This is a genomic window from Gallibacterium melopsittaci (assembly GCF_042433085.1).
GTDB classification, from domain to species: domain Bacteria; phylum Pseudomonadota; class Gammaproteobacteria; order Enterobacterales; family Pasteurellaceae; genus Gallibacterium; species Gallibacterium melopsittaci.
The window spans coordinates 1-19072 of sequence record NZ_JBHLWA010000016.1 but is presented as its reverse complement, the minus strand read 5'-3'; the positions used below and the strand labels follow the sequence as shown (position 1 = coordinate 19072).

Annotated in this window: 18 protein-coding genes; 13 read left to right on the top strand and 5 right to left on the bottom strand. The window is 36.4% G+C overall.

What is annotated here, in order from left to right; all coding sequences use genetic code 11:
* Nucleotides 1-122: 122 nt before the first annotated feature.
* Both ACFFHT_RS04060 and ACFFHT_RS04055 read right to left on the bottom strand, forming a co-directional pair.
* Nucleotides 123-1529, bottom strand: coding sequence for a sulfatase (locus tag ACFFHT_RS04060; RefSeq protein ID WP_382373720.1), 1407 nt, complete (start codon nt 1527-1529; stop codon nt 123-125).
* Nucleotides 1530-1532: 3 nt separating this feature from the next.
* Entirely contained in the window at nt 1533-3299 is a 1767-nt protein-coding gene (locus ACFFHT_RS04055; RefSeq protein ID WP_382369768.1) for a solute:sodium symporter family transporter, read from the bottom strand.
* A 392-nt stretch (nt 3300-3691) separates the two neighbouring features.
* Between ACFFHT_RS04055 and ACFFHT_RS04050 the strand changes: the two genes are divergently transcribed.
* From ACFFHT_RS04050 to ACFFHT_RS04040, 3 genes are all read left to right on the top strand, one after another.
* Nucleotides 3692-5377 carry a solute:sodium symporter family transporter gene (locus ACFFHT_RS04050; protein ID WP_382373718.1) on the top strand — a complete coding sequence of 562 codons (1686 nt, stop codon included), beginning with the start codon at nt 3692-3694 and terminating at the stop codon, nt 5375-5377.
* A 2-nt stretch (nt 5378-5379) separates the two neighbouring features.
* Nucleotides 5380-6828, top strand: a complete 1449-nt coding sequence (locus ACFFHT_RS04045) for a sulfatase family protein (RefSeq protein WP_382373716.1) — start codon at nt 5380-5382, stop codon at nt 6826-6828.
* A 151-nt stretch (nt 6829-6979) separates the two neighbouring features.
* Complete coding sequence (locus ACFFHT_RS04040) at nt 6980-8605, top strand: phosphoethanolamine transferase (RefSeq protein WP_382373714.1); 1626 nt, start codon at nt 6980-6982, stop codon at nt 8603-8605.
* Between the two features lie 55 nt (nt 8606-8660).
* Here ACFFHT_RS04040 and ACFFHT_RS04035 read toward each other — a convergent pair whose 3' ends face one another.
* Both ACFFHT_RS04035 and mazG read right to left on the bottom strand, forming a co-directional pair.
* Complete coding sequence (locus ACFFHT_RS04035) at nt 8661-10499, bottom strand: ABC transporter ATP-binding protein (RefSeq protein WP_382373712.1); 1839 nt, start codon at nt 10497-10499, stop codon at nt 8661-8663.
* Between the two features lie 9 nt (nt 10500-10508).
* Nucleotides 10509-11306 carry a nucleoside triphosphate pyrophosphohydrolase gene (gene mazG / locus ACFFHT_RS04030; protein WP_382373710.1) on the bottom strand — a complete coding sequence of 266 codons (798 nt, stop codon included), beginning with the start codon at nt 11304-11306 and terminating at the stop codon, nt 10509-10511.
* A gap of 133 nt (nt 11307-11439) precedes the next feature.
* On the opposite strand from mazG, the gene uspA reads away from it, so the two are divergent.
* Nucleotides 11440-11868 carry a universal stress protein UspA gene (gene uspA, locus ACFFHT_RS04025; RefSeq protein WP_065234209.1) on the top strand — a complete coding sequence of 143 codons (429 nt, stop codon included), beginning with the start codon at nt 11440-11442 and terminating at the stop codon, nt 11866-11868.
* A 64-nt stretch (nt 11869-11932) separates the two neighbouring features.
* On the opposite strand, the gene ACFFHT_RS04020 is transcribed toward uspA, so the two are convergent.
* Nucleotides 11933-12157: a SlyX family protein gene (locus ACFFHT_RS04020; RefSeq protein ID WP_382373708.1), complete on the bottom strand. Its 225-nt coding sequence runs from the start codon at nt 12155-12157 to the stop codon at nt 11933-11935.
* 173 nt (nt 12158-12330) lie between these two features.
* On the opposite strand from ACFFHT_RS04020, the gene fkpA reads away from it, so the two are divergent.
* From fkpA to tuf, 9 genes are all read left to right on the top strand, one after another.
* Nucleotides 12331-13059, top strand: a complete 729-nt coding sequence (fkpA, locus tag ACFFHT_RS04015; RefSeq protein ID WP_382373706.1) for an FKBP-type peptidyl-prolyl cis-trans isomerase — start codon at nt 12331-12333, stop codon at nt 13057-13059.
* A 66-nt stretch (nt 13060-13125) separates the two neighbouring features.
* Entirely contained in the window at nt 13126-13815 is a 690-nt protein-coding gene (locus tag ACFFHT_RS04010; protein WP_382373704.1) for a helix-turn-helix transcriptional regulator, read from the top strand.
* Nucleotides 13815-14195, top strand: coding sequence for a sulfurtransferase complex subunit TusD (tusD, locus tag ACFFHT_RS04005; RefSeq protein ID WP_382373702.1), 381 nt, complete (start codon nt 13815-13817; stop codon nt 14193-14195). Before ACFFHT_RS04010 ends, tusD begins: the two co-directional genes overlap by 1 nt.
* 10 nt (nt 14196-14205) lie before the next feature.
* A complete protein-coding gene (tusC, locus tag ACFFHT_RS04000) occupies nt 14206-14565 on the top strand; it encodes a sulfurtransferase complex subunit TusC (RefSeq protein ID WP_382373700.1) in 360 nt (119 codons plus the stop codon).
* An 11-nt stretch (nt 14566-14576) separates the two neighbouring features.
* Nucleotides 14577-14864 carry a DsrH/TusB family sulfur relay protein gene (locus ACFFHT_RS03995; protein WP_382373698.1) on the top strand — a complete coding sequence of 96 codons (288 nt, stop codon included), beginning with the start codon at nt 14577-14579 and terminating at the stop codon, nt 14862-14864.
* 129 nt (nt 14865-14993) lie between these two features.
* Nucleotides 14994-15368, top strand: a complete 375-nt coding sequence (rpsL, locus tag ACFFHT_RS03990) for a 30S ribosomal protein S12 (RefSeq protein ID WP_013745731.1) — start codon at nt 14994-14996, stop codon at nt 15366-15368.
* Nucleotides 15369-15481: 113 nt separating this feature from the next.
* On the top strand, nt 15482-15952 hold the full coding sequence (gene rpsG, locus ACFFHT_RS03985) for a 30S ribosomal protein S7 (protein WP_065234216.1): 471 nt from the start codon (nt 15482-15484) through the stop codon (nt 15950-15952).
* A 73-nt stretch (nt 15953-16025) separates the two neighbouring features.
* The gene (gene fusA, locus ACFFHT_RS03980; RefSeq protein ID WP_382373696.1) at nt 16026-18131 is read left to right on the top strand and encodes an elongation factor G; all 2106 of its coding nucleotides are present in this window, start codon (nt 16026-16028) and stop codon (nt 18129-18131) included.
* 61 nt (nt 18132-18192) lie between these two features.
* Nucleotides 18193-19072, top strand: an 880-nt coding sequence (gene tuf, locus ACFFHT_RS03975) for an elongation factor Tu (RefSeq protein WP_382373694.1), incomplete at its 3' end; no start/stop codon positions are given.

Below are 19072 nucleotides of genomic sequence, written 5' to 3'. Positions count from 1 at the left end.
CCACTTTTTAGTGATCATTTTATTGCTACATTCATTTGTTTTTGTAACAAAATATTTTGGTTTGACATAATAAATATCTATTCTGAAGTTATGATTCCAGAATAGATAGGAATAAATTATGCCTATTTATGATAATGTGGATTTGGTTCAGGAATACGAGCACCAACATCTTGCTTCCACTTATCTAATTTCTTCTTCAGCTTTTGCACGACATCTGGATATTGCTCACTTACCTCATAATGTTCTCCAATATCTTTATATACATTATAAAGTTCTAGTTTTCCGTCCTCAAAAAACTCAAGTAACTTCCATTCACCATCACGAATAGAACAGCCAGGAGTACAACCTTGATTACTGTAATGCGGATAATGCCAAAATAATGCTCTTTCAATCGTTTTTTGTTGCTGCATTAAAAGAGGAAGAATGCTAACACCATCGCAATGTTGCATTGGGCGTAAAGGTAATCCAGCGGCTTCTAATAATGTAGGATAAAAATCAGTTGATGTTACAGGTGTTTCTAACAGGATATTTGGCTCAATTTTGCCTTTCCAGCGAATGATTAATGGTTCTCGAGTACCCCCCTCATACATCCACCCTTTTCCCTCACATAACGGTTTATTTGTTGTCGGCGATCCTTCAGCAGTGGCAAGCCCTCCATTGTCGCTATAAAAGATGACAATCGTATCTTCTTCTATCCCATTTTCTTTCAAACAATCAAGCACTCGGCCAATATTCCAGTCTAGATTTTCTACCATCGCCGCATAAACAGGATCACTTTGGATTGTGCGTCTTAGCACATATTCATCTTGTTTATGTAGGCAAGGAAACTGTTCCCCTTTTTCAAAAGGGTCTATTTGATCAAGCCCTAAACTACGTGCTTTAGCTCGATATTTCTCTACGAGATGTGTATGGCATTGGATTGGCGTATGAACGGCATAATGAGATAGATACATAAACCAAGGCTTATCTGTATCACGACTATTATTAATTAATTTTATCGCTTCATCAGTTAAACGATCTGTAAGGTATTCGCCCTCTGGTCCATCTTCGAGAGTTTCAATTCCATAAGGAGAGAAATAACCTTTAAATGGGTGTCCCCAATCACATCCGCCAATATTGACATCAAATCCATGTTTTTCTGGATAAGTTTCAAAACGCTGTTCATTATGCTTGCTTAAATGCCATTTTCCGACATGCCAAGTATTATAGCCTCCCTCTTTTAATGCTTTCGCTAGAGAAAATTCTTCAGTGCTAAGGTGATCAATATAAGGCACATCAGCCAATTTTCCTTCGGAATATCCACCTAACCACTGTGTCATTCCTAATCTAGCAGGATATTTTCCTGTTAAAATACTTGCCCTTGTCGGAGAACATACTGGGCAGGCCGCATAGGCATCAGTGAAGCGAGCTCCTTCTTGGGCAAACTGATCTAATCTAGGCGTTTCATAAAATGAGCTACCATAACAACCAGTATCAGACCAACCATAATCATCAAGTAAGATAAAAAGAATATTTGGTTTTTTCTGCATAATTTATTCCTTATTATTCGTGGTGCTATTATATCGAGTATGGATATAACGATTATAAATAGGCTGTACTTTAATATGCAGCCAGATACAAACTAATACGCATAGAGCTAAGGCACTGATAAAGTAAGTCCAAAAATCAGGAGAAACAACACCTTGATCATAAGCTAATCCAACTTTCGAAAATAAAATATAAATTAGCGATGCAATAGAAATGAGAATTCCACTCGTTAATAATGAATAATTCCATGCTTGCATATCTATTTTTGATCTATTTACAGTGAGCTTAATTTGATTTTTATTCGGTTTGATGATTCCCCATAAAATTAAAATAATGATTTCTGCAACAAATAATAATCCATACACGTGCATCCAATGGATATGAATATATTTCTTTAAGCCAAAGACAAGTAAATAATAGATGATGACATGAAAGATAATAATAAATTTTGCAGCTAACTCTGGAATGCGAATGCGTTTTCCAAATAATCCTAATAATACTAGGCTAACAATTGGAATAGCGATAAACCCAGTAAATTGTTGCAAAAAGATAAATAATCCTTGTGGAGCATAAAATAAATTAGGGGCAATAATAATAGTTAATATTGAACAAATAATTCCAAAAATTTTTGAAATATAAATGACCCTTTGATCACTTGCGTTTGAGTTAATTACGGCTTTATAAATATCTACTGCAAATAATGTAGAGGCAGAATTAATCAGTGAGTTATAAGTTGAAAAGACAGCACCAAGTAATGCTGCAATAAAAAGCCCTAATAAAGGTGCAGGTAGAACATTAGAAACTAAAGTAGGATAAGCTAAATCTTTGCTTTCAAAATTTTCTCCGTATAAGTGGAATGCAAGTAATCCTGGAAAAAGTGCAATAAAAGGCACTATCATTTTAAAGAAACCTGCAAGTAATAGACCTTTTTGTCCAGAGCGTAAACTTTCTGCACCTAATGCACGTTGAATAATGAATTGATTTGTTCCCCAGTAGAAAGTGGCGAGTACCATTAAACCAGTAAAGACAGCAGCAATTGGAATAGCATCTAATTGCGATCCTGTACCAATAGCATCAAGTTTTTCAGTATGTGTTACCGCAATATAATGTAATGTTTCCAGTAAATTACCTTGTATTTTGTCGCCTAATGCAAGTAAACCAAAAATAGGAACAAGGCAACCAATAACTAAAAGTCCAATCCCGTTTAACGTATCTGAAATTGCAACAGCTTTTAATCCTCCAGCAACGGCATAGATTGCACCGATCACGCCGATAACAATCGTACAAAGCCAAAGTGCTTCCATTTTAGATAAGCCTAAATAGGATTCGATATTTAGTATCTTCATCAACGCTAGTGCACCGCCATATAAAACCGTTGGAGACCAGACAAATAAATAACCAAACATAAAAAGATAAACGATAAGTTTTCGTGTACCTTCTCCATAATGTGAGCTTAAAAATTCGGGCATAGTAGAAAAAGCACCACCGAGATACATAGGGAGGAATAAAATTGCCAATAGTATAATCCCTCGAATGGCCCAAATTTCCCACGCTAGTGCTGTCATATTTCCAGCATAGGCGACACCACTTTGCCCTACTAATTGTTCAGTTGATATATTTGTTAATAGTAATGATCCTGCTATAAATAATGCTCCTAATTTATTACCTGCAAGAAAATAACCATTAGAGGTTGATATTGTTCCTTTTGTTTTATACCACGAATACCAAGCCACAAAGGCCATAAAGGCAATGCAGCTAAAGAATGTAAACATAGTTTCTTCCTCCTTTATTTATGGATTGAAATGTGAATATAAGAAATAGCAAAGGGTATGATATTAATCATAATAAATTTAAACTTGTTGTTACCTTCTGCAATTAAAAGTAATTAGGATTATAAGGAGGAATAAAGAGGAATAAGTATGATCATTGTTATAAAACAACTGTGATTCGAATCACAGATTTAGATATTTTATTAAACGTCTATATCAAAAAATATGACTTTATCAATTATTAGTTTTTGAGTTATTTACTTATATTTTGAATTTGTGATCTTTCTCACATACCTCCTATGATTATTATCATAATAGAAAAGCATTAGAAGCCATTATGCTACAAAGAGATATTTAATTTATAAATATCAAGTAAAAAGAGTACAGGAGGCAATATGCTATTAACAATTCTTAGTTTTTTACTGGTTACGGGTGGTGTCGCGTGGATTTCGTGGCTAAAAACAAAAAATGATGATTTATCCACTTCAAAAGGGTATTTTCTTGCAGGTAGAGGTTTAAGTGGGTTTGTAATTGGTTGTTCAATGATTTTAACTTCCTTATCAACAGAACAAATTATTGGTGTAAATGCAAACTCTTATGCAGGAAATTTTTCTATTATTGCGTGGACAGTACCAACTGTTATTCCATTGTGTTTCTTAGCACTATATTTATTACCAAAGTATATTAGAAACGGATACACTACTATTCCAGAATTTTTTGAAAATCGATTTGACCGACAAACACGTTTAATTATGTCAGGTCTTTTTTTAGTTTTTTATCTTTTTATTGTTATTCCAACAGCCCTCTATACTGGTGCTATTGCTTTTAATAAGATTTTTAATTTAGAAGCCACATTTGGGATTAGTTATGGAGAATCTATTGTTTATACCATAATGGCAATTGGTGTTGTTGGTGCTGCATATGCGATCTTTGGTGGATTAAAAGCAGTTGCCGTGTCGGATACAATTAATGCAATTATTTTAGTTATTGGAGCGATTCTTGTACCAATTTTTGGCTTGATTTATTTAGGGAATGGAAGTTTTTCAGAAGGGTTACATATTATTGGTACAACACACGTAGAAAAGTTTAATGCGATTGGTAGTGCGACTGATGCTGTACCGTGGCCAACAATATTTACTGGTATTATGTTGGTTCATTTCTTTTACTGGACAACGAACCAAGCGATTGTACAACGTGCTTTAGGTGCTAAAGATCTAAAAGCAGGGCAAAAAGGAATCTTAATTGCAGCACTATTTCTCTTACTTTTACCACTAATCTTAAATGTGCCAGGATTATTAAGTTTCCACATCATTGGAGAAGGATTAAATCCTATTGATTTATCTTATCCTGAATTAGTTAATCGAGTATTACCAACTGTATTACAAGGTTTTTTTGTGGCAGCACTATTTGGTGCGATATTAAGTACCTTTAATTCCTTCTTAAATTCAGCAGCAACTATTTATTGTAAAGATTTATTACCTTCAATCACGAAAAAGACATTTAGTGATAGAGAGTTAATTACTTATGCGAAAAAAGTTTCTGCTATTATGGCGATTGTGACTATTATTATCGGACCATTACTAATGTTTGGTACTGATGGTATTTTCTTAATTACAAAACGATTTGCAGGTTTTGTGAATATTCCGATTGTTGCACTGTTTGCAGTTGGATTATTTAATAAAACAGTTTCTGGAGTAGCTGCTCGAATTGCTTTGTTATTACATGTTGTTTTATATTTCCTCATTGTATGGGTGTTTAATGTAAAAATTAACTTTGTTTATGTTATGGCAGCCTTATTTGTTTTTGATGTTGCTGTGATGTTAACTTTAGGCATTTTCTTAAGACGAGCCACTCCGTATCAAGATAATACCGAAAATAAAAGTAATGTTGACCTAAGTAATTGGGAATATGTCAATATTACTGTTGCCTCATTAATTTTAGGTTTAATTGCGCTTTATACACTTTTATCTCCAGTTGGATTAGCTTCCGCAGAGGGCAAACCGCTATGGGTCATAGGCGGTTATTTAGTATTGCAAGCTGTTTTATTAGTTGTTGTAGGTAAAAATAAACAGAAGGCTTAAATATGAGTAATGTGATTTATATTTTATTAGACCAAGTAAGAAAAGATATGCTAGGCCCGTATGGGCATAGCATTGTGAAAACACCCAATATAGATAGATTAGCGAAAGAAGGGGTATGTTTTGACAATGCGTTTACACCTGCATCAGTGTGCGGACCAGCAAGAACATCACTGTTTACAGGATTAATGCCCTCTTCGCACGGCATTATTAGAAATGGTGAAAAAGGGGGAACGGGGGAAATTAGCCCAGAAGCACCGAATATCTCTAATTTAGTAGGTTATAACTGCTATGTTGCTGGAAAGTGGCATGTTGGTACAAAATCTGTACCTGCTGATTACGGAATACGAGGACATAATTTTGATGGTTATGGTTACCCAGGTAGCCAAGTTTATAAGGATCTTGTTTTCAATCAACCGCCTACACATTCTAATCGCTATAAAGAGTGGTTAGTGGAAAATCAATTAGACATTCCAAGCGTAAGCAAAGCCTATTTTGGGGATAATCCACATTTACGTGTGCAAGAACTATGTGGGCTTTTATCTGGCTCCAAAGAGCAAACAATCCCTTATTTTATTATTGATGAATCTAAGCGATTTATTCAGGAATCATTAGATGAAGGAAAACCATTTTTTACTTGGATAAACTTTTGGGGACCACATACACCTTGTATCGTACCAGAGCCTTACTACTCAATGTATGATCCAAAAGATGTTGTGCTTGATAAGAGCTTCTTTAAGCCATTAGAAGGTAAACCTGGACATTATAGAACAATCTCTAAAATGTGGGGAATGTGGGAAGCGAGTGAAGAACATTGGCGAGAGGTAATTACAAAATTCTGGGGATATATCACGCTCATTGATGATGCAATAGGAGAATTATTTAAATTTTTAGAACAAAAGGGATTATATGAGGACACCTTTATTGTAATTACTGCTGATCATGGTGATGCGATGGGGGCGCATAGAATGATCGAAAAAGGTGAATTTATGTTTGATAGTACATATAACATTCCGTTGATTGTTAAAGATCCACTTTCAAATAGGATTAATCAACGAGATGACAATTTAGTGTATCTACATGATTTAACCTCTACTGTATTTGATGTCGTAGAGCAAACAATACCGCCTTGTTTTGAAGGACAAAGTATTTTACCTATTGTTCGTCAAGGTAAAAATAATGATCGAAAGGGCTTATTAGCACAATTAGCGGGGCATTTTGTTTATTTTGAACAACGAATGTGGCGACGTAAGGATTATAAACTGGTTTTCAATGCGAGTGATGTTTGTGAACTATATGATGTGAAAAATGATCCAGAAGAAATGGTAAATCTTTTTTATGATGATGCCTATTCAGAGATAAAGAAGACAATGTTGCTAGAGATGCATTCTGAAATGAAGAAAATTAATGATCCATTAGAGAATTGGGTATATCGTATTATTGATGAATTATAAGTTCTCATTTTCTCTATTAGGAAAGTTAAAATACCTGCTTATTACGAGCAGGTATTTTTTATGAAATTACAGTATAGTCATTAAGAACTTTTTCACCTCCATAATGTCAAACCCCCGCTTTTATTGTATAGGTTATGGAGATAATTCATTTATGCGAATAGCGTCATTCTCATTACGTTCGACAACGTTAATTAGTTTGGTTTCACTCTATTTCACATTAGTATTAAATTATGCGTTTTATGCCAAAGTCTTAAAACTTCACCCCTTTACTGGTGCAACAGAAGATTATTTTTTAGTAACTGTGCCAGTTTTTGTCTTTTTTGTACTAAATGCTGTATTTCAATTATTTGCCTTACCCGTTTTGCATAAAATAATAATGCCTGCGCTACTGATGATCAGTGCAGCAGTGGGGTATAGCGAAGTTTTTCTAGATGTCTATTTCACAACAGATATGTTGGAAAATGTGTTGCAGACAAATTTTGCTGAAGCATCACGCACGGTTACATTGCCTTATATTTTATGGATTCTTGGTTTTGGTGTTTTTCCCTCATTGCTTTATGTGTTGGTGAAAGTAGATTATCGTCGTTGGTATAAAGAAATTGCCTATCGTATTGCCATGATTTTGTTATCTGTTGTGGTGATAGCGGGTATTGCGAAGGGATTTTATCAAGATTATGCCTCTTTTGTGAGAAATAATAAGAGTGTCCCCGCTTTGATTGTGCCATCGAATTTTATTAGTGCTGGAATAAACGAAGTTAAGCGTATTCAACAAGCCAATATGCCCTATACTGAGTTGGGCTTAGATGCAGCACAAGAAAAGCCTGATGATTATCTTCACCTGACAGTATTAGTTGTGGGGGAAACGACCCGAGCGCAAAATTGGGGATTGAATGGTTATCAACCACAAACGACACCATTATTAGCAGCACGTGGTGATCAAATTATCAATTTTAAAAATGTTACCAGTTGTGGAACATCAACGGCGGTATCTGTACCTTGTATGTTTTCAGGTATGGGGAAAGATAATTATGATGCAGTGAAAGCAGCTCATCAAGATAATATCCTAGATGTATTACAACATGCAGGTGTGGAGATTTTATGGATTGATAACAACAGTGATTGCAAAGGCGTGTGTTTACGTGTACCGAGTAAAAATATCGCCTCGTCAACGGATCCAAAATACTGCCAAGATGGTGAATGTTTGGATAATATTTTATTAGATCATATTGATGATGTGCTGCGAAATCTTAAAAAAGATACCGTGTTAGTTTTGCATACGATTGGTAGCCATGGACCAACCTATTATGAGCGTTATATACCTGAATATCGTCGTTTTACACCAACGTGTGATACCAATGAAATTCAAAAATGTACCAATGAACAGTTAGTGAATACCTATAACAATGGAATTCTCTATATTGATCAATTCTTAGATAAAGTGATTGAGAAAGTATCTGCACATCCTGAATTAGAGGCTGCGGTTTACTATTTGTCCGATCATGGTGAATCATTGGGTGAGAATGGGGTGTATTTACATGGGACGCCGTATGCGATTGCACCAGCACAACAAACACATATTCCAATGATTATGTGGTTTTCGGATCGATTTAAAGAAAATGAAAATATTGACTTTGACTGCTTACGGAAAAATGCAGCACAAGAATCTTATTCACAAGATAATTTGTATAGCACACTGTTTGGATTAATGGATATGAATCCGAATACGTCGGTGTATCAGGAGAAATTAGATATTATTGCCCAATGTAAGAAGAAGTAGAGAAATAAAAAATGTGCGACTTAATGTCGCACATTTTGTTTACCATTATATGGAATTAATGCTCACTTAAAAAACCACCACTTTGATGTTTCCATAATTTGGCATAAAGTCCATTTTTTTCTAGCAACTCAGCGTGAGTACCCTGTTCCACAATTTGTCCTTTATCTAACACAATCAAGCGATCCATTGCAGCAATGGTAGAGAGACGATGCGCAATAGCGATAACGGTTTTATTCTCCATCATTTTATCTAGGCTTTCTTGAATTGCAGCTTCAACCTCAGAATCTAAAGCACTGGTTGCTTCATCCAATAATAAAATTGGTGCATCTTTTAGCATCACACGTGCAATAGCAATACGTTGACGTTGACCACCAGAGAGTTTCACACCTCGTTCTCCAACATGAGCATCATATCCATGACGACCTTGAGCATCACTTAATGCGGGAATGAAATTGGCTGCTTCAGCCCGTGTTGCAGCAGAAATCATCTCTTCTTCGGTGGCATTAGGACGACCGTAAATAATATTATCTCGAACCGAACGGTGTAATAATGAGGTGTCTTGTGTGACTAATCCAATCTGGCTACGCAAACTTTCTTGGCGAACGTCACAAACATTTTGTCCATCAATCGTAATATTACCTTGATTAGCTTCATAAAAGCGGAGTAAGAGATTAACAATAGTTGATTTTCCTGCACCAGAACGACCAATCAACCCGACTTTCTCACCTGGTTTAATGGTTAAGTTGAAATTAGAGAGGAGCGGTTTGTCACTCTCATACGCAAATTGCACATTATCAAATTTAATTTCGCCTTTGGTGACAGTAAGATCTGTTGCATTCGTTTTATCAACAATCGTATGAGGCTTAGAAAGCGTATGCATACCGTCATTAACAGTTCCAATATTTTCAAATAAACGTGCTGCTTCCCACATGATCCAACGAGAGAGATTATTGACCCGTAATGCCATTGCAATTGCAGTTGCAATTGCTCCTACGCCAGTTTTGCCAGTACTCCATAGCCATAACCCTAGTAAAGCAGTACTTAATGTGAGCAAAATATTCGTAAAATAGGTTAGGGTTTCGAGAGAAGTTGCTAACCGCATTTGAGCATGAACAGTTACCATAAACTCTTGCATAGAACGTTTAGCATAACTCGCTTCACGTAAACCATGAGAGAAGAGTTTAACTGTTGTAATGTTGGCATACGCATCGGTAACGCGTCCTGTCATTAATGAACGTGCATCAGCTTGTCGTTCGGCAGTATAGGCTAATTTTGGAATAAAGATTTTTAATATAATTGCAAAGACCACTAACCAGATAATAAAAGGTAATACGAACCAACTGTCTAAGGTCATTAATACTGCACCAGACGTAATAAAATAAACAGTGACATAAGTCATTACATCAGAAATGGCAAGGACTGTATCACGTACAGCTAATGCGGTTTGCATCACTTTTGCAGAAACACGACCAGCAAATTCATCTTGGTAAAAACTTAAACTTTGTCCTAGCATTAAACGGTGGAAGTTCCAACGTAAACGCATTGGAAATACGCCTTGTAAAGTTTGTAGATGAATATTAGAAGCAATGAAAGACCAAACAATACTAAACAGTAATAATCCAGCCATTCCGAGTAGTTGCATCTGTTTTTCTTGCCATAATTGTTGTGGTGAATATTTAGCTAACCAATCAACTAATATCCCCATGAACTGGAACAATACAGCTTCTATTGCACCTATACCTATTACCATAATAGTAAGGAGTAAAATCCAACCTCGCATTCCATCCATACAAGACCAGATAAATTTGATTAAGCCGTTTTGTGGTACGGCAGGGATATCACTTGGATAAGGATTAAGACGATTTTCAAACCATGAATAAATACGACTAAACATAGTGAATAGTTATGCTCCTTGTTTTTCTTGTTGTTTAACTTGATCCCAAAGTAGATCCATTTCTGTTAGTGAAACCTCTTCTAAAGTACGTTCAGAGAGGACAATAGTTTGTTCTACTTTGCGGAAACGTCGCTCAAATTTGAGATTAGCTTTGCGTAGAGCTTCTTCTGGATTAACGTGTAAGTGTCGAGCAACATTCACCACCGCAAAGAGAAGATCACCAACTTCTTCCTCAATTGCAGACTGATTTTGCTGTGGCTTTTGTAATTCTTCACGAACTTCTTGTAGTTCTTCTTCTACTTTTTGCATAGTCAATTCGGTTTCTGACCAATCGAAACCTACTTTTGCACAACGTTTCTGTAATTTAGCCGCACGTAGTAAAGAAGGGAGTGCAGCAGGTACATTATCTAAAATAGAAAATTGCTTTTTATCGTGACGCTCTTGTTGTTTGATGTTTTCCCAATTTTTTAACACCTCTTCACTAGTATTCGCTTCAACTTCACCAAATACATGAGGATGGCGGCGGATAATTTTATCAGTAATTCCTTGGATGACATCGTCCAATGTAAAAGCTTGTTCTTCCTTAGCTAATTGACTTAAGAAGACAACTTGCATTAATAAATCACCGAGTTCTTCTTTTAATTCTTGACGATTATTTTGATTAATTGCTTCTACTACTTCATAAGCCTCCTCTAAAATATGAGGCGGCATAGTTTGATAATTTTGTTCTAAATCCCAAGGACAACCTTTTTCAGGATCACGTAATTGAGCAATGACCTCTGCAAATTTTTCTAATTTTGTTACCATTTTTTGCTCCATTTTAGAATTAATTTGGAATTGTTTTAAATAGCGTGATCGACCGCAAATTTTTTACTTATGTTTAATGCTAGTATAATTACCAAGCTTATTCGATTAGCTGATTATAAATGGAGGAATCATTATGTATAAGCATGTTCTTGTCGCGGTTGACCTTTCAGAAGAAAGTAATGTTTTATTAGCAAAGGCAGTTCAAGTTGCTAAAAACAATAGCGCTAAACTATCCATTATTCATGTCGATGTTAATTTTTCCGATCTCTATACTGGGTTAATCGATGTAAATATGTCTTCTATGCAAGATCGTATTTCCGATGAAACCCATGACGCACTTGTTGAACTGGCAAAACAAGCAGGTTACCCAGTGACTGAAACACTTTGCGGTAATGGCGATCTTGGTACAGTGTTAGCAGACGCCGTAGATAAATATGATGTTGATATCCTTGTTGTTGGTCATCACCAAGACTTTTGGAGTAAATTGATGTCTTCAACTCGTCAAGTGATGAACAATATTGACGTTGATATGTTAGTTGTACCATTAAAAGACGAAGAATAGATTATAGCGTGAAAAAACCTCTGCGTCTGCGGAGGTTTTTCTTTGATAGTGAAATTTTCTATTATTAGTAATGTGGTGGTGGCGTTTCTTCTGCTGCTGTTGCAATGTTTGATGGCTGTATATCTTTCAGCTTTTGTGCAAGATAACGAAGTTGCAGCTGCATTTTTTCAATCATAAATTGCTGTTCAATCAGAGATTGATTAAGTTGTTCAAGTGTATTTTCTTGAAAGGCAACTTTCATTTCTAATTCATCTATACGTTGTGATAAAAGTGAGTGTTCGTTAGTCATTATCAGTCCTTGTCAAATAGCGGAAGCAGCACTTAGCTTTTATTGAGTTGAAAACTTAATAATTTCGTTTAAAACTTAAATAAATATTGTATATTTTCAAAAATCATTTTACCCTATTTGTCAAAATTACAGCACTGATAAATCTATTATTTTTTTATGGAGAACAAACAATTATGCGTTCCATTAATAAAGTTACTTTTCTTTCTGGATTAATTTTTTTAGCTGTGAGTGGGCATAGCTTGGCTGAAGATTCCCAACTAAAAGATAAAAAATTTATTGAAGATTCTTCTTATGCTATTGGTGTGTTTATGGGCAAAAACATCCAACAATCATTAGACTCTCAAAAATCGTTGATCAAATATGATAACAGTAAGATTTTGGAAGGTGTGAAAGACACATTAATGGGAAAAACAACCTTATCTGATGAAGCATTACAAAAACAGTTACAAGCATTAGATGAACAACTTACTAAAGCAACACAAGTTCAATTAGAGAAAATTGCTAAAGAGAATGAACAAAAAGGTAAAGAGTTCCGTGATCAATATGCAAAACAAGAAGGGGTAAAAAAGACTGAATCAGGTATTCTGTATCGTATTGAAAAAGCTGGAGAAGGAGCCTCTCCAAATCCAACCGATACTGTGAAAGTGAATTATCGTGGAACACTCATTGATGGAACAGAGTTTGATAGTTCATATAAACGTAATCAACCGATTGAATTCCAATTAAATCAACTTATTCCTGGTTGGGTTGAGGGTATCGGATTGATTAAAAAAGGCGGTAAGATTCAATTAGTATTACCACCAAATCTTGCGTATGGCGATCAACAGACAGGTCAAATTCCGCCAAATTCAACTTTAATTTTTGATATCGAATTATTAGATGTGAAATCAAATAATAAGTAATAATAATAAAAAGGAAAAAAGAGGACGGACAAATTGTCCGTTACTCTTTTTTAATTTGGAGTGGTTATGAATTTAGATGATGAGATCTTTTTACAAGAAGAACAACCATTTAGTAAAGAAGATCATGATATTTTGCAATCTTATGTCCCAGTAGTAGAAGGAATTGCTGCATTGATTGGTGGGCATTGTGAAATTGTGTTGCATTCGCTAGAAAATTTAAAACATTCAGCAATTTGTATTGCAAATGGGCATAATACAAATCGTAAAGTTGGCTCACCAATTACCGATCTAGCATTACGTTCTTTGCACCAAATGAAAACAGATAGTGTTTCTCAACCCTATTTTACTCGGGCAAAAAGTAATGGTTTGATGAAATCTATCAGTATCGCTATTCGTAACTCACAACAACGTATTATTGGATTACTTTGTATTAATATTAATCTAAATGTCCCTGTATCGGAGTTTGTACAAGGATTTGTTCCAACTCACGAACAAGAAGAAAGCTCGTCAGAAGTGAACTTTGCTTCTTCTGTTGAAGAGTTGGTCGCACAAACAGTAGAGCAAACTATCGAAGATGTTACCAATGATCGTAATGTTTCTAACAATAATAAGAATAAACAGATTGTTGTTTCATTATTTGAAAAGGGTATCTTTGATATTAAAGATGCCATTAATCAAGTTGCAGAGCGTTTGGGGATTTCCCGTCATACGGTATATCTTTATATTCGCCAAATTAAACAGGACGATCAAAGATAATGCATTACGTATTGTCTGTTACTCAACCAATTTATGGCTCACAGGCAAGTTTTTTAGCTTACCAGTTTGCACAGGAGTTATTGCAAACAGGGCATATCATTGATCAAGTCTTTTTTTCTCAAGCAGGTGTCAGCCACGGTAATGGATTTGTGTATCCTGCTAATGATGAGTTTCACTTAATTAAACAGTGGCAACAATTAGCACAGCAGTATCATTTTCCACTTTATCTTTGTATTGCCGCAGCACAAAGACGAGGTGTCGTAAATAGTGAAACAGCATTTACTACAAAACAGAATAATCTAGCTCAAGGCTTTGTCTTGGCTGGTTTAGGTGAATTTAGTCAGGCAGTTTTAACCGCTGATCGTGTGATCACGTTTTAGGAACTGTGAAATGAAAATAGCGTTTGTTTTTACTCAAGGACCATATGGTAGTAGTACAGTAAGAGAAGGCATTGATACATTATTAGCAATGTCAGCTTATTGTGATGAACAAGATATTGCGGTTTTCTTTTTGCATGATGGTGTGTTAAATCTTTTACCAGAACAGCAAGCAGAAGTGATTTTACAAAAAGAAACATCCTCAATGTTTAAGTTATTAAATCTGTATGAAATTGAGCAATGTTTTGTTAGTCAGGAAGACTTAGTCCGTTATCAATTAAATCAACAATCTCTATTGCTTCCTGTTGAAGTTGTCACAAAATCTGAATTAATTAAATTCCTACAGCAAGCAGAAAAAGTACTCACTTTTTGATTGGATTTTATATGCTTTATACCTTTTCCCGAAGCCAATATGATGTACAACAATTAGAGGAATTACTTGCCCAGATAACAGAGCAGGATATGATCTTATTGTGGCAAGATGGTGTATTGTTACCTCTAAAATATCCAACTGTTTTTCAAGATAATCATCATTATTGTGTCTTAGAGAATGATGTGATAGCACGTAATTTGCAGTATTATTTTTCTACTGAAAACACCCTTTTTTCTTTAATTAGTTTGACCGCACTTGTCAAATTAACCGAAGAGTATTTCCCTCAAATTAGTCTTTAATAATCAAGACAGGTAAAACCTTGACATGCCAATCGTTAAAGAATAGAATGCGTCGTCCATTCTTCTATGGAATGGGGTTAATTTAACATTCAATAGTGAATTATTTTTTATTTAAACTGGAGCTTTTTAATGGCAACTATCAACCAGCTAGTACGCAAACCGCGTGTGAAGAAGGTTGTAAAAAGCAACGTTCCTGCATTAGAGGCTTGCCCGCAGAAACGTGGCGTGTGTACTCGTGTGTACACTACTACACCTAAAAAACCGAATTCAGCACTACGTAAAGTATGCCGTATTCGTTTAACTAACGGTTATGAAGTAACCTCTTATATCGGTGGTGAAGGTCATAACTTACAAGAACACTCCGTTGTATTAATTCGTGGCGGTCGTGTTAAAGACTTACCAGGTGTGCGTTACCACACCGTACGTGGCGCATTAGACTGCGCAGGCGTAAAAGATCGTAAACAAGGTCGTTCTAAATACGGCGTGAAGCGTCCTAAAGCTTAATGGTTCTCCGTTAAGTAAGGCCAAACGTTTAATTTAGAAAACATAGATAGCATACAAGACTCCAGAAATAGAGTTTTGGATAACCTGAAGATTTAATATACGGAGAAAAAGCCATGCCACGTCGTCGTGTGATTGGTCAACGCAAGATCCTTCCAGATCCAAAGTTCGGATCAGAATTACTTGCAAAATTTATTAATGTTTTAATGGTAGATGGTAAAAAATCTATCGCTGAAAAAATTGTTTATACTGCTTTAGATACATTGGCACAAAGAACTGGTAAAGATCATTTGGAAGCCTTTGAAGCAGCATTAGAAAATGTTCGCCCAACTGTAGAGGTTAAATCTCGCCGTGTTGGTGGTTCTACTTACCAAGTACCTGTAGAAGTTCGTCCAGTCCGTCGTAACGCATTAGGTATGCGTTGGATTGTTGAAGCAGCTCGTAAACGTGGTGACAAATCTATGGCATTACGTCTTGCAAATGAGTTGTCAGATGCGGCAGAAAACAAAGGCGCTGCAGTTAAGAAACGTGAAGACGTTCATCGTATGGCAGAGGCTAATAAAGCGTTTGCTCATTACCGTTGGTAATTTATTTTATGCAGCAAGTCTTATTTTAAGGCTTGCTGGTTCATCTTTTTAAGCCTAGCGAGAGGAAATAATCGTGGCACGTACTACCCCAATTGAGCGCTACCGTAATATCGGTATTAGTGCTCACATCGACGCAGGTAAAACAACTACCACAGAACGTATTCTTTTCTATACCGGTGTAAGCCATAAAATCGGTGAAGTTCATGATGGTGCAGCTACCATGGACTGGATGGAACAAGAACAAGAGCGTGGTATTACAATTACCTCTGCAGCAACAACTTGCTTCTGGCAAGGTATGTCAAAACAATTTGCTCAACATCGTATCAACATTATCGATACTCCGGGACACGTGGACTTTACTATCGAAGTAGAACGTTCAATGCGTGTGCTTGATGGTGCGGTAATGGTTTACTGTGCGGTGGGTGGAGTTCAACCTCAATCTGAAACTGTATGGCGTCAAGCTAATAAATATGGTGTTCCACGTATTGCATTCGTGAACAAAATGGACCGTACAGGTGCAAACTTCTTACGTGTGGTTGAACAAATTAAAACCCGTTTAGGTGGAACTGCTGTACCAATTCAATTACCAATCGGTGCAGAAGATAACTTCAAAGGTGTTATCGATCTTCTTAAAATGAAAGCGATCAACTGGAATGAAGAAGATCAAGGTATGACATTCACTTATGAAGATATTCCAGCTGAATTAAAAGATTTAGCTGATGAATGGCATCAAAATCTTATTGAATCTGCAGCAGAAGCATCAGAAGAATTAATGGAAAAATACCTTGGCGGTGAAGAGTTAACTGAAGAAGAAGTTAAAGCTGCATTACGTCAACGTGTATTGGCAAATGAAATCATTCTTATCACTTGTGGTTCTGCATTTAAGAACAAAGGTGTTCAAGCAATGCTTGATGCGGTAATTGATTACTTACCAGCACCAACAGATGTTCCTGCAATTAAAGGTATCAACCTTGATGAAACTGAAGGTGAACGTCATGCAAGTGATGAAGAACCATTCTCAGCATTAGCGTTCAAAATTGCAACTGACCCATTCGTAGGTAACTTAACGTTCTTCCGTGTTTACTCTGGCGTAGTAAATTCTGGTGATACTGTAATGAACTCAGTAAAACAAAAACGTGAACGTTTTGGTCGTATCGTTCAAATGCACGCTAATAAACGTGATGAAATTAAAGAAGTTCGTGCAGGGGATATTGCAGCAGCGATCGGTTTGAAAGAAGTAACAACAGGGGATACTTTATGTGATCCTGATAATCCGATCATTCTTGAACGTATGGAATTCCCAGAGCCAGTAATTTCTGTAGCAGTTGAACCAAAAACTAAAGCTGACCAAGAAAAAATGGGCTTAGCATTAGGTCGTCTTGCACAAGAAGACCCTTCATTCCGTGTTCATACTGATGAAGAATCTGGTCAAACCATTATCTCTGGTATGGGTGAGTTACACTTAGATATTATCGTTGACCGTATGCGTCGTGAATTCAAAGTGGAAGCTAACATCGGTAAACCACAAGTTGCTTACCGTGAAACTATCCGTACTCGTGTTAATGATGTTGAAGGTAAACACGCAAAACAATCTGGTGGTCGTGGTCAATATGGTCACGTAGTGATCGACCTTTACCCATTAGATCCAGAAGGTCCAGGATACGAATTTGTCAACGAAATCAAGGGTGGTGTTATCCCTGGTGAATATATCCCAGCTGTTGATAAAGGTATTCAAGAACAACTTAAAGCTGGTCCTTTAGCGGGTTATCCAGTAGTAGATATCGGTGTACGTTTACATTTCGGTTCTTACCATGATGTGGACTCATCAGAATTGGCGTTCAAATTAGCAGCATCAATCGCATTTAAAGCTGCGTTTGCTAAAGCGAACCCAGTATTACTTGAGCCAATTATGAAGGTAGAAGTTGAAACTCCTGCTGATTATGTGGGTGATGTAATCGGTGACTTAAGCCGTCGTCGTGCCCTTGTAAATGGCCAAGAAAGCAACGAATTTGTTACTAAGATCAATGCAGAAGTTCCATTATCAGAAATGTTTGGTTATGCAACAGATCTTCGTTCACAAACTCAAGGTCGTGCTTCATACTCAATGGAACCATTGAAATATGCTGAAGCACCAGCTAGCGTAGCAACTGCAGTAATTGAAGCTCGCAAAGCAAAATAATTGTAACAACTGCAACTCATATAGGTGAGTTGCAGATTTTAATTTAAAAAAGGAAATTATCGTGTCTAAAGAAAAATTTGAACGTACAAAACCGCACGTTAACGTGGGTACAATCGGTCACGTTGACCATGGTAAAACAACATTAACAGCAGCGATCACCACAGTATTAGCGAAACACTTTGGTGGCGCGGCACGTGCATTTGACCAAATCGACAATGCACCAGAAGAAAAAGCACGTGGTATCACCATCAACACCTCACACGTTGAATACGATACAGCGACACGTCACTATGCACACGTAGACTGTCCGGGACACGCTGACTATGTAAAAAACATGATTACTGGTGCGGCACAAATGGACGGTGCAATCTTAGTAGTAGCAGCAACAGATGGTCCAATGCCACAAACACGTGAACACATCTTATTAGGACGCCAAGTAGGTGTACCATACATCATCGTATTCTTAAACAAATGCGATATGGTAGATGATGAAGAATTATTAGAATTAGTCGAAATGGAAGTACGTGAACTTCTATCTCAATATGACTTCCCAGGTGACGATACTCCAATCGTACGTGGTTCAGCATTAAAAGCATTAGAAGGCGATGCAGAATGGGAAGAAAAGATTCTAGAATTAGCAAACCACTTAGATACCTACATTCCAGAACCACAACGTGCAATCGACCAACCATTCTTATTACCAATTGAAGATGTATTCTCAATTTCAGGTCGTGGAACTGTGGTAACAGGACGTGTAGAACGCGGAATTATCAAGACAGGTGAAGAAGTTGAAATCGTAGGTATTAAACCAACTGCGAAAACAACAGTAACTGGTGTAGAAATGTTCCGTAAATTATTAGACGAAGGTCGTGCTGGAGAAAACATCGGTGCGTTATTACGTGGTACTAAACGTGAAGAAATCGAACGTGGTCAAGTATTAG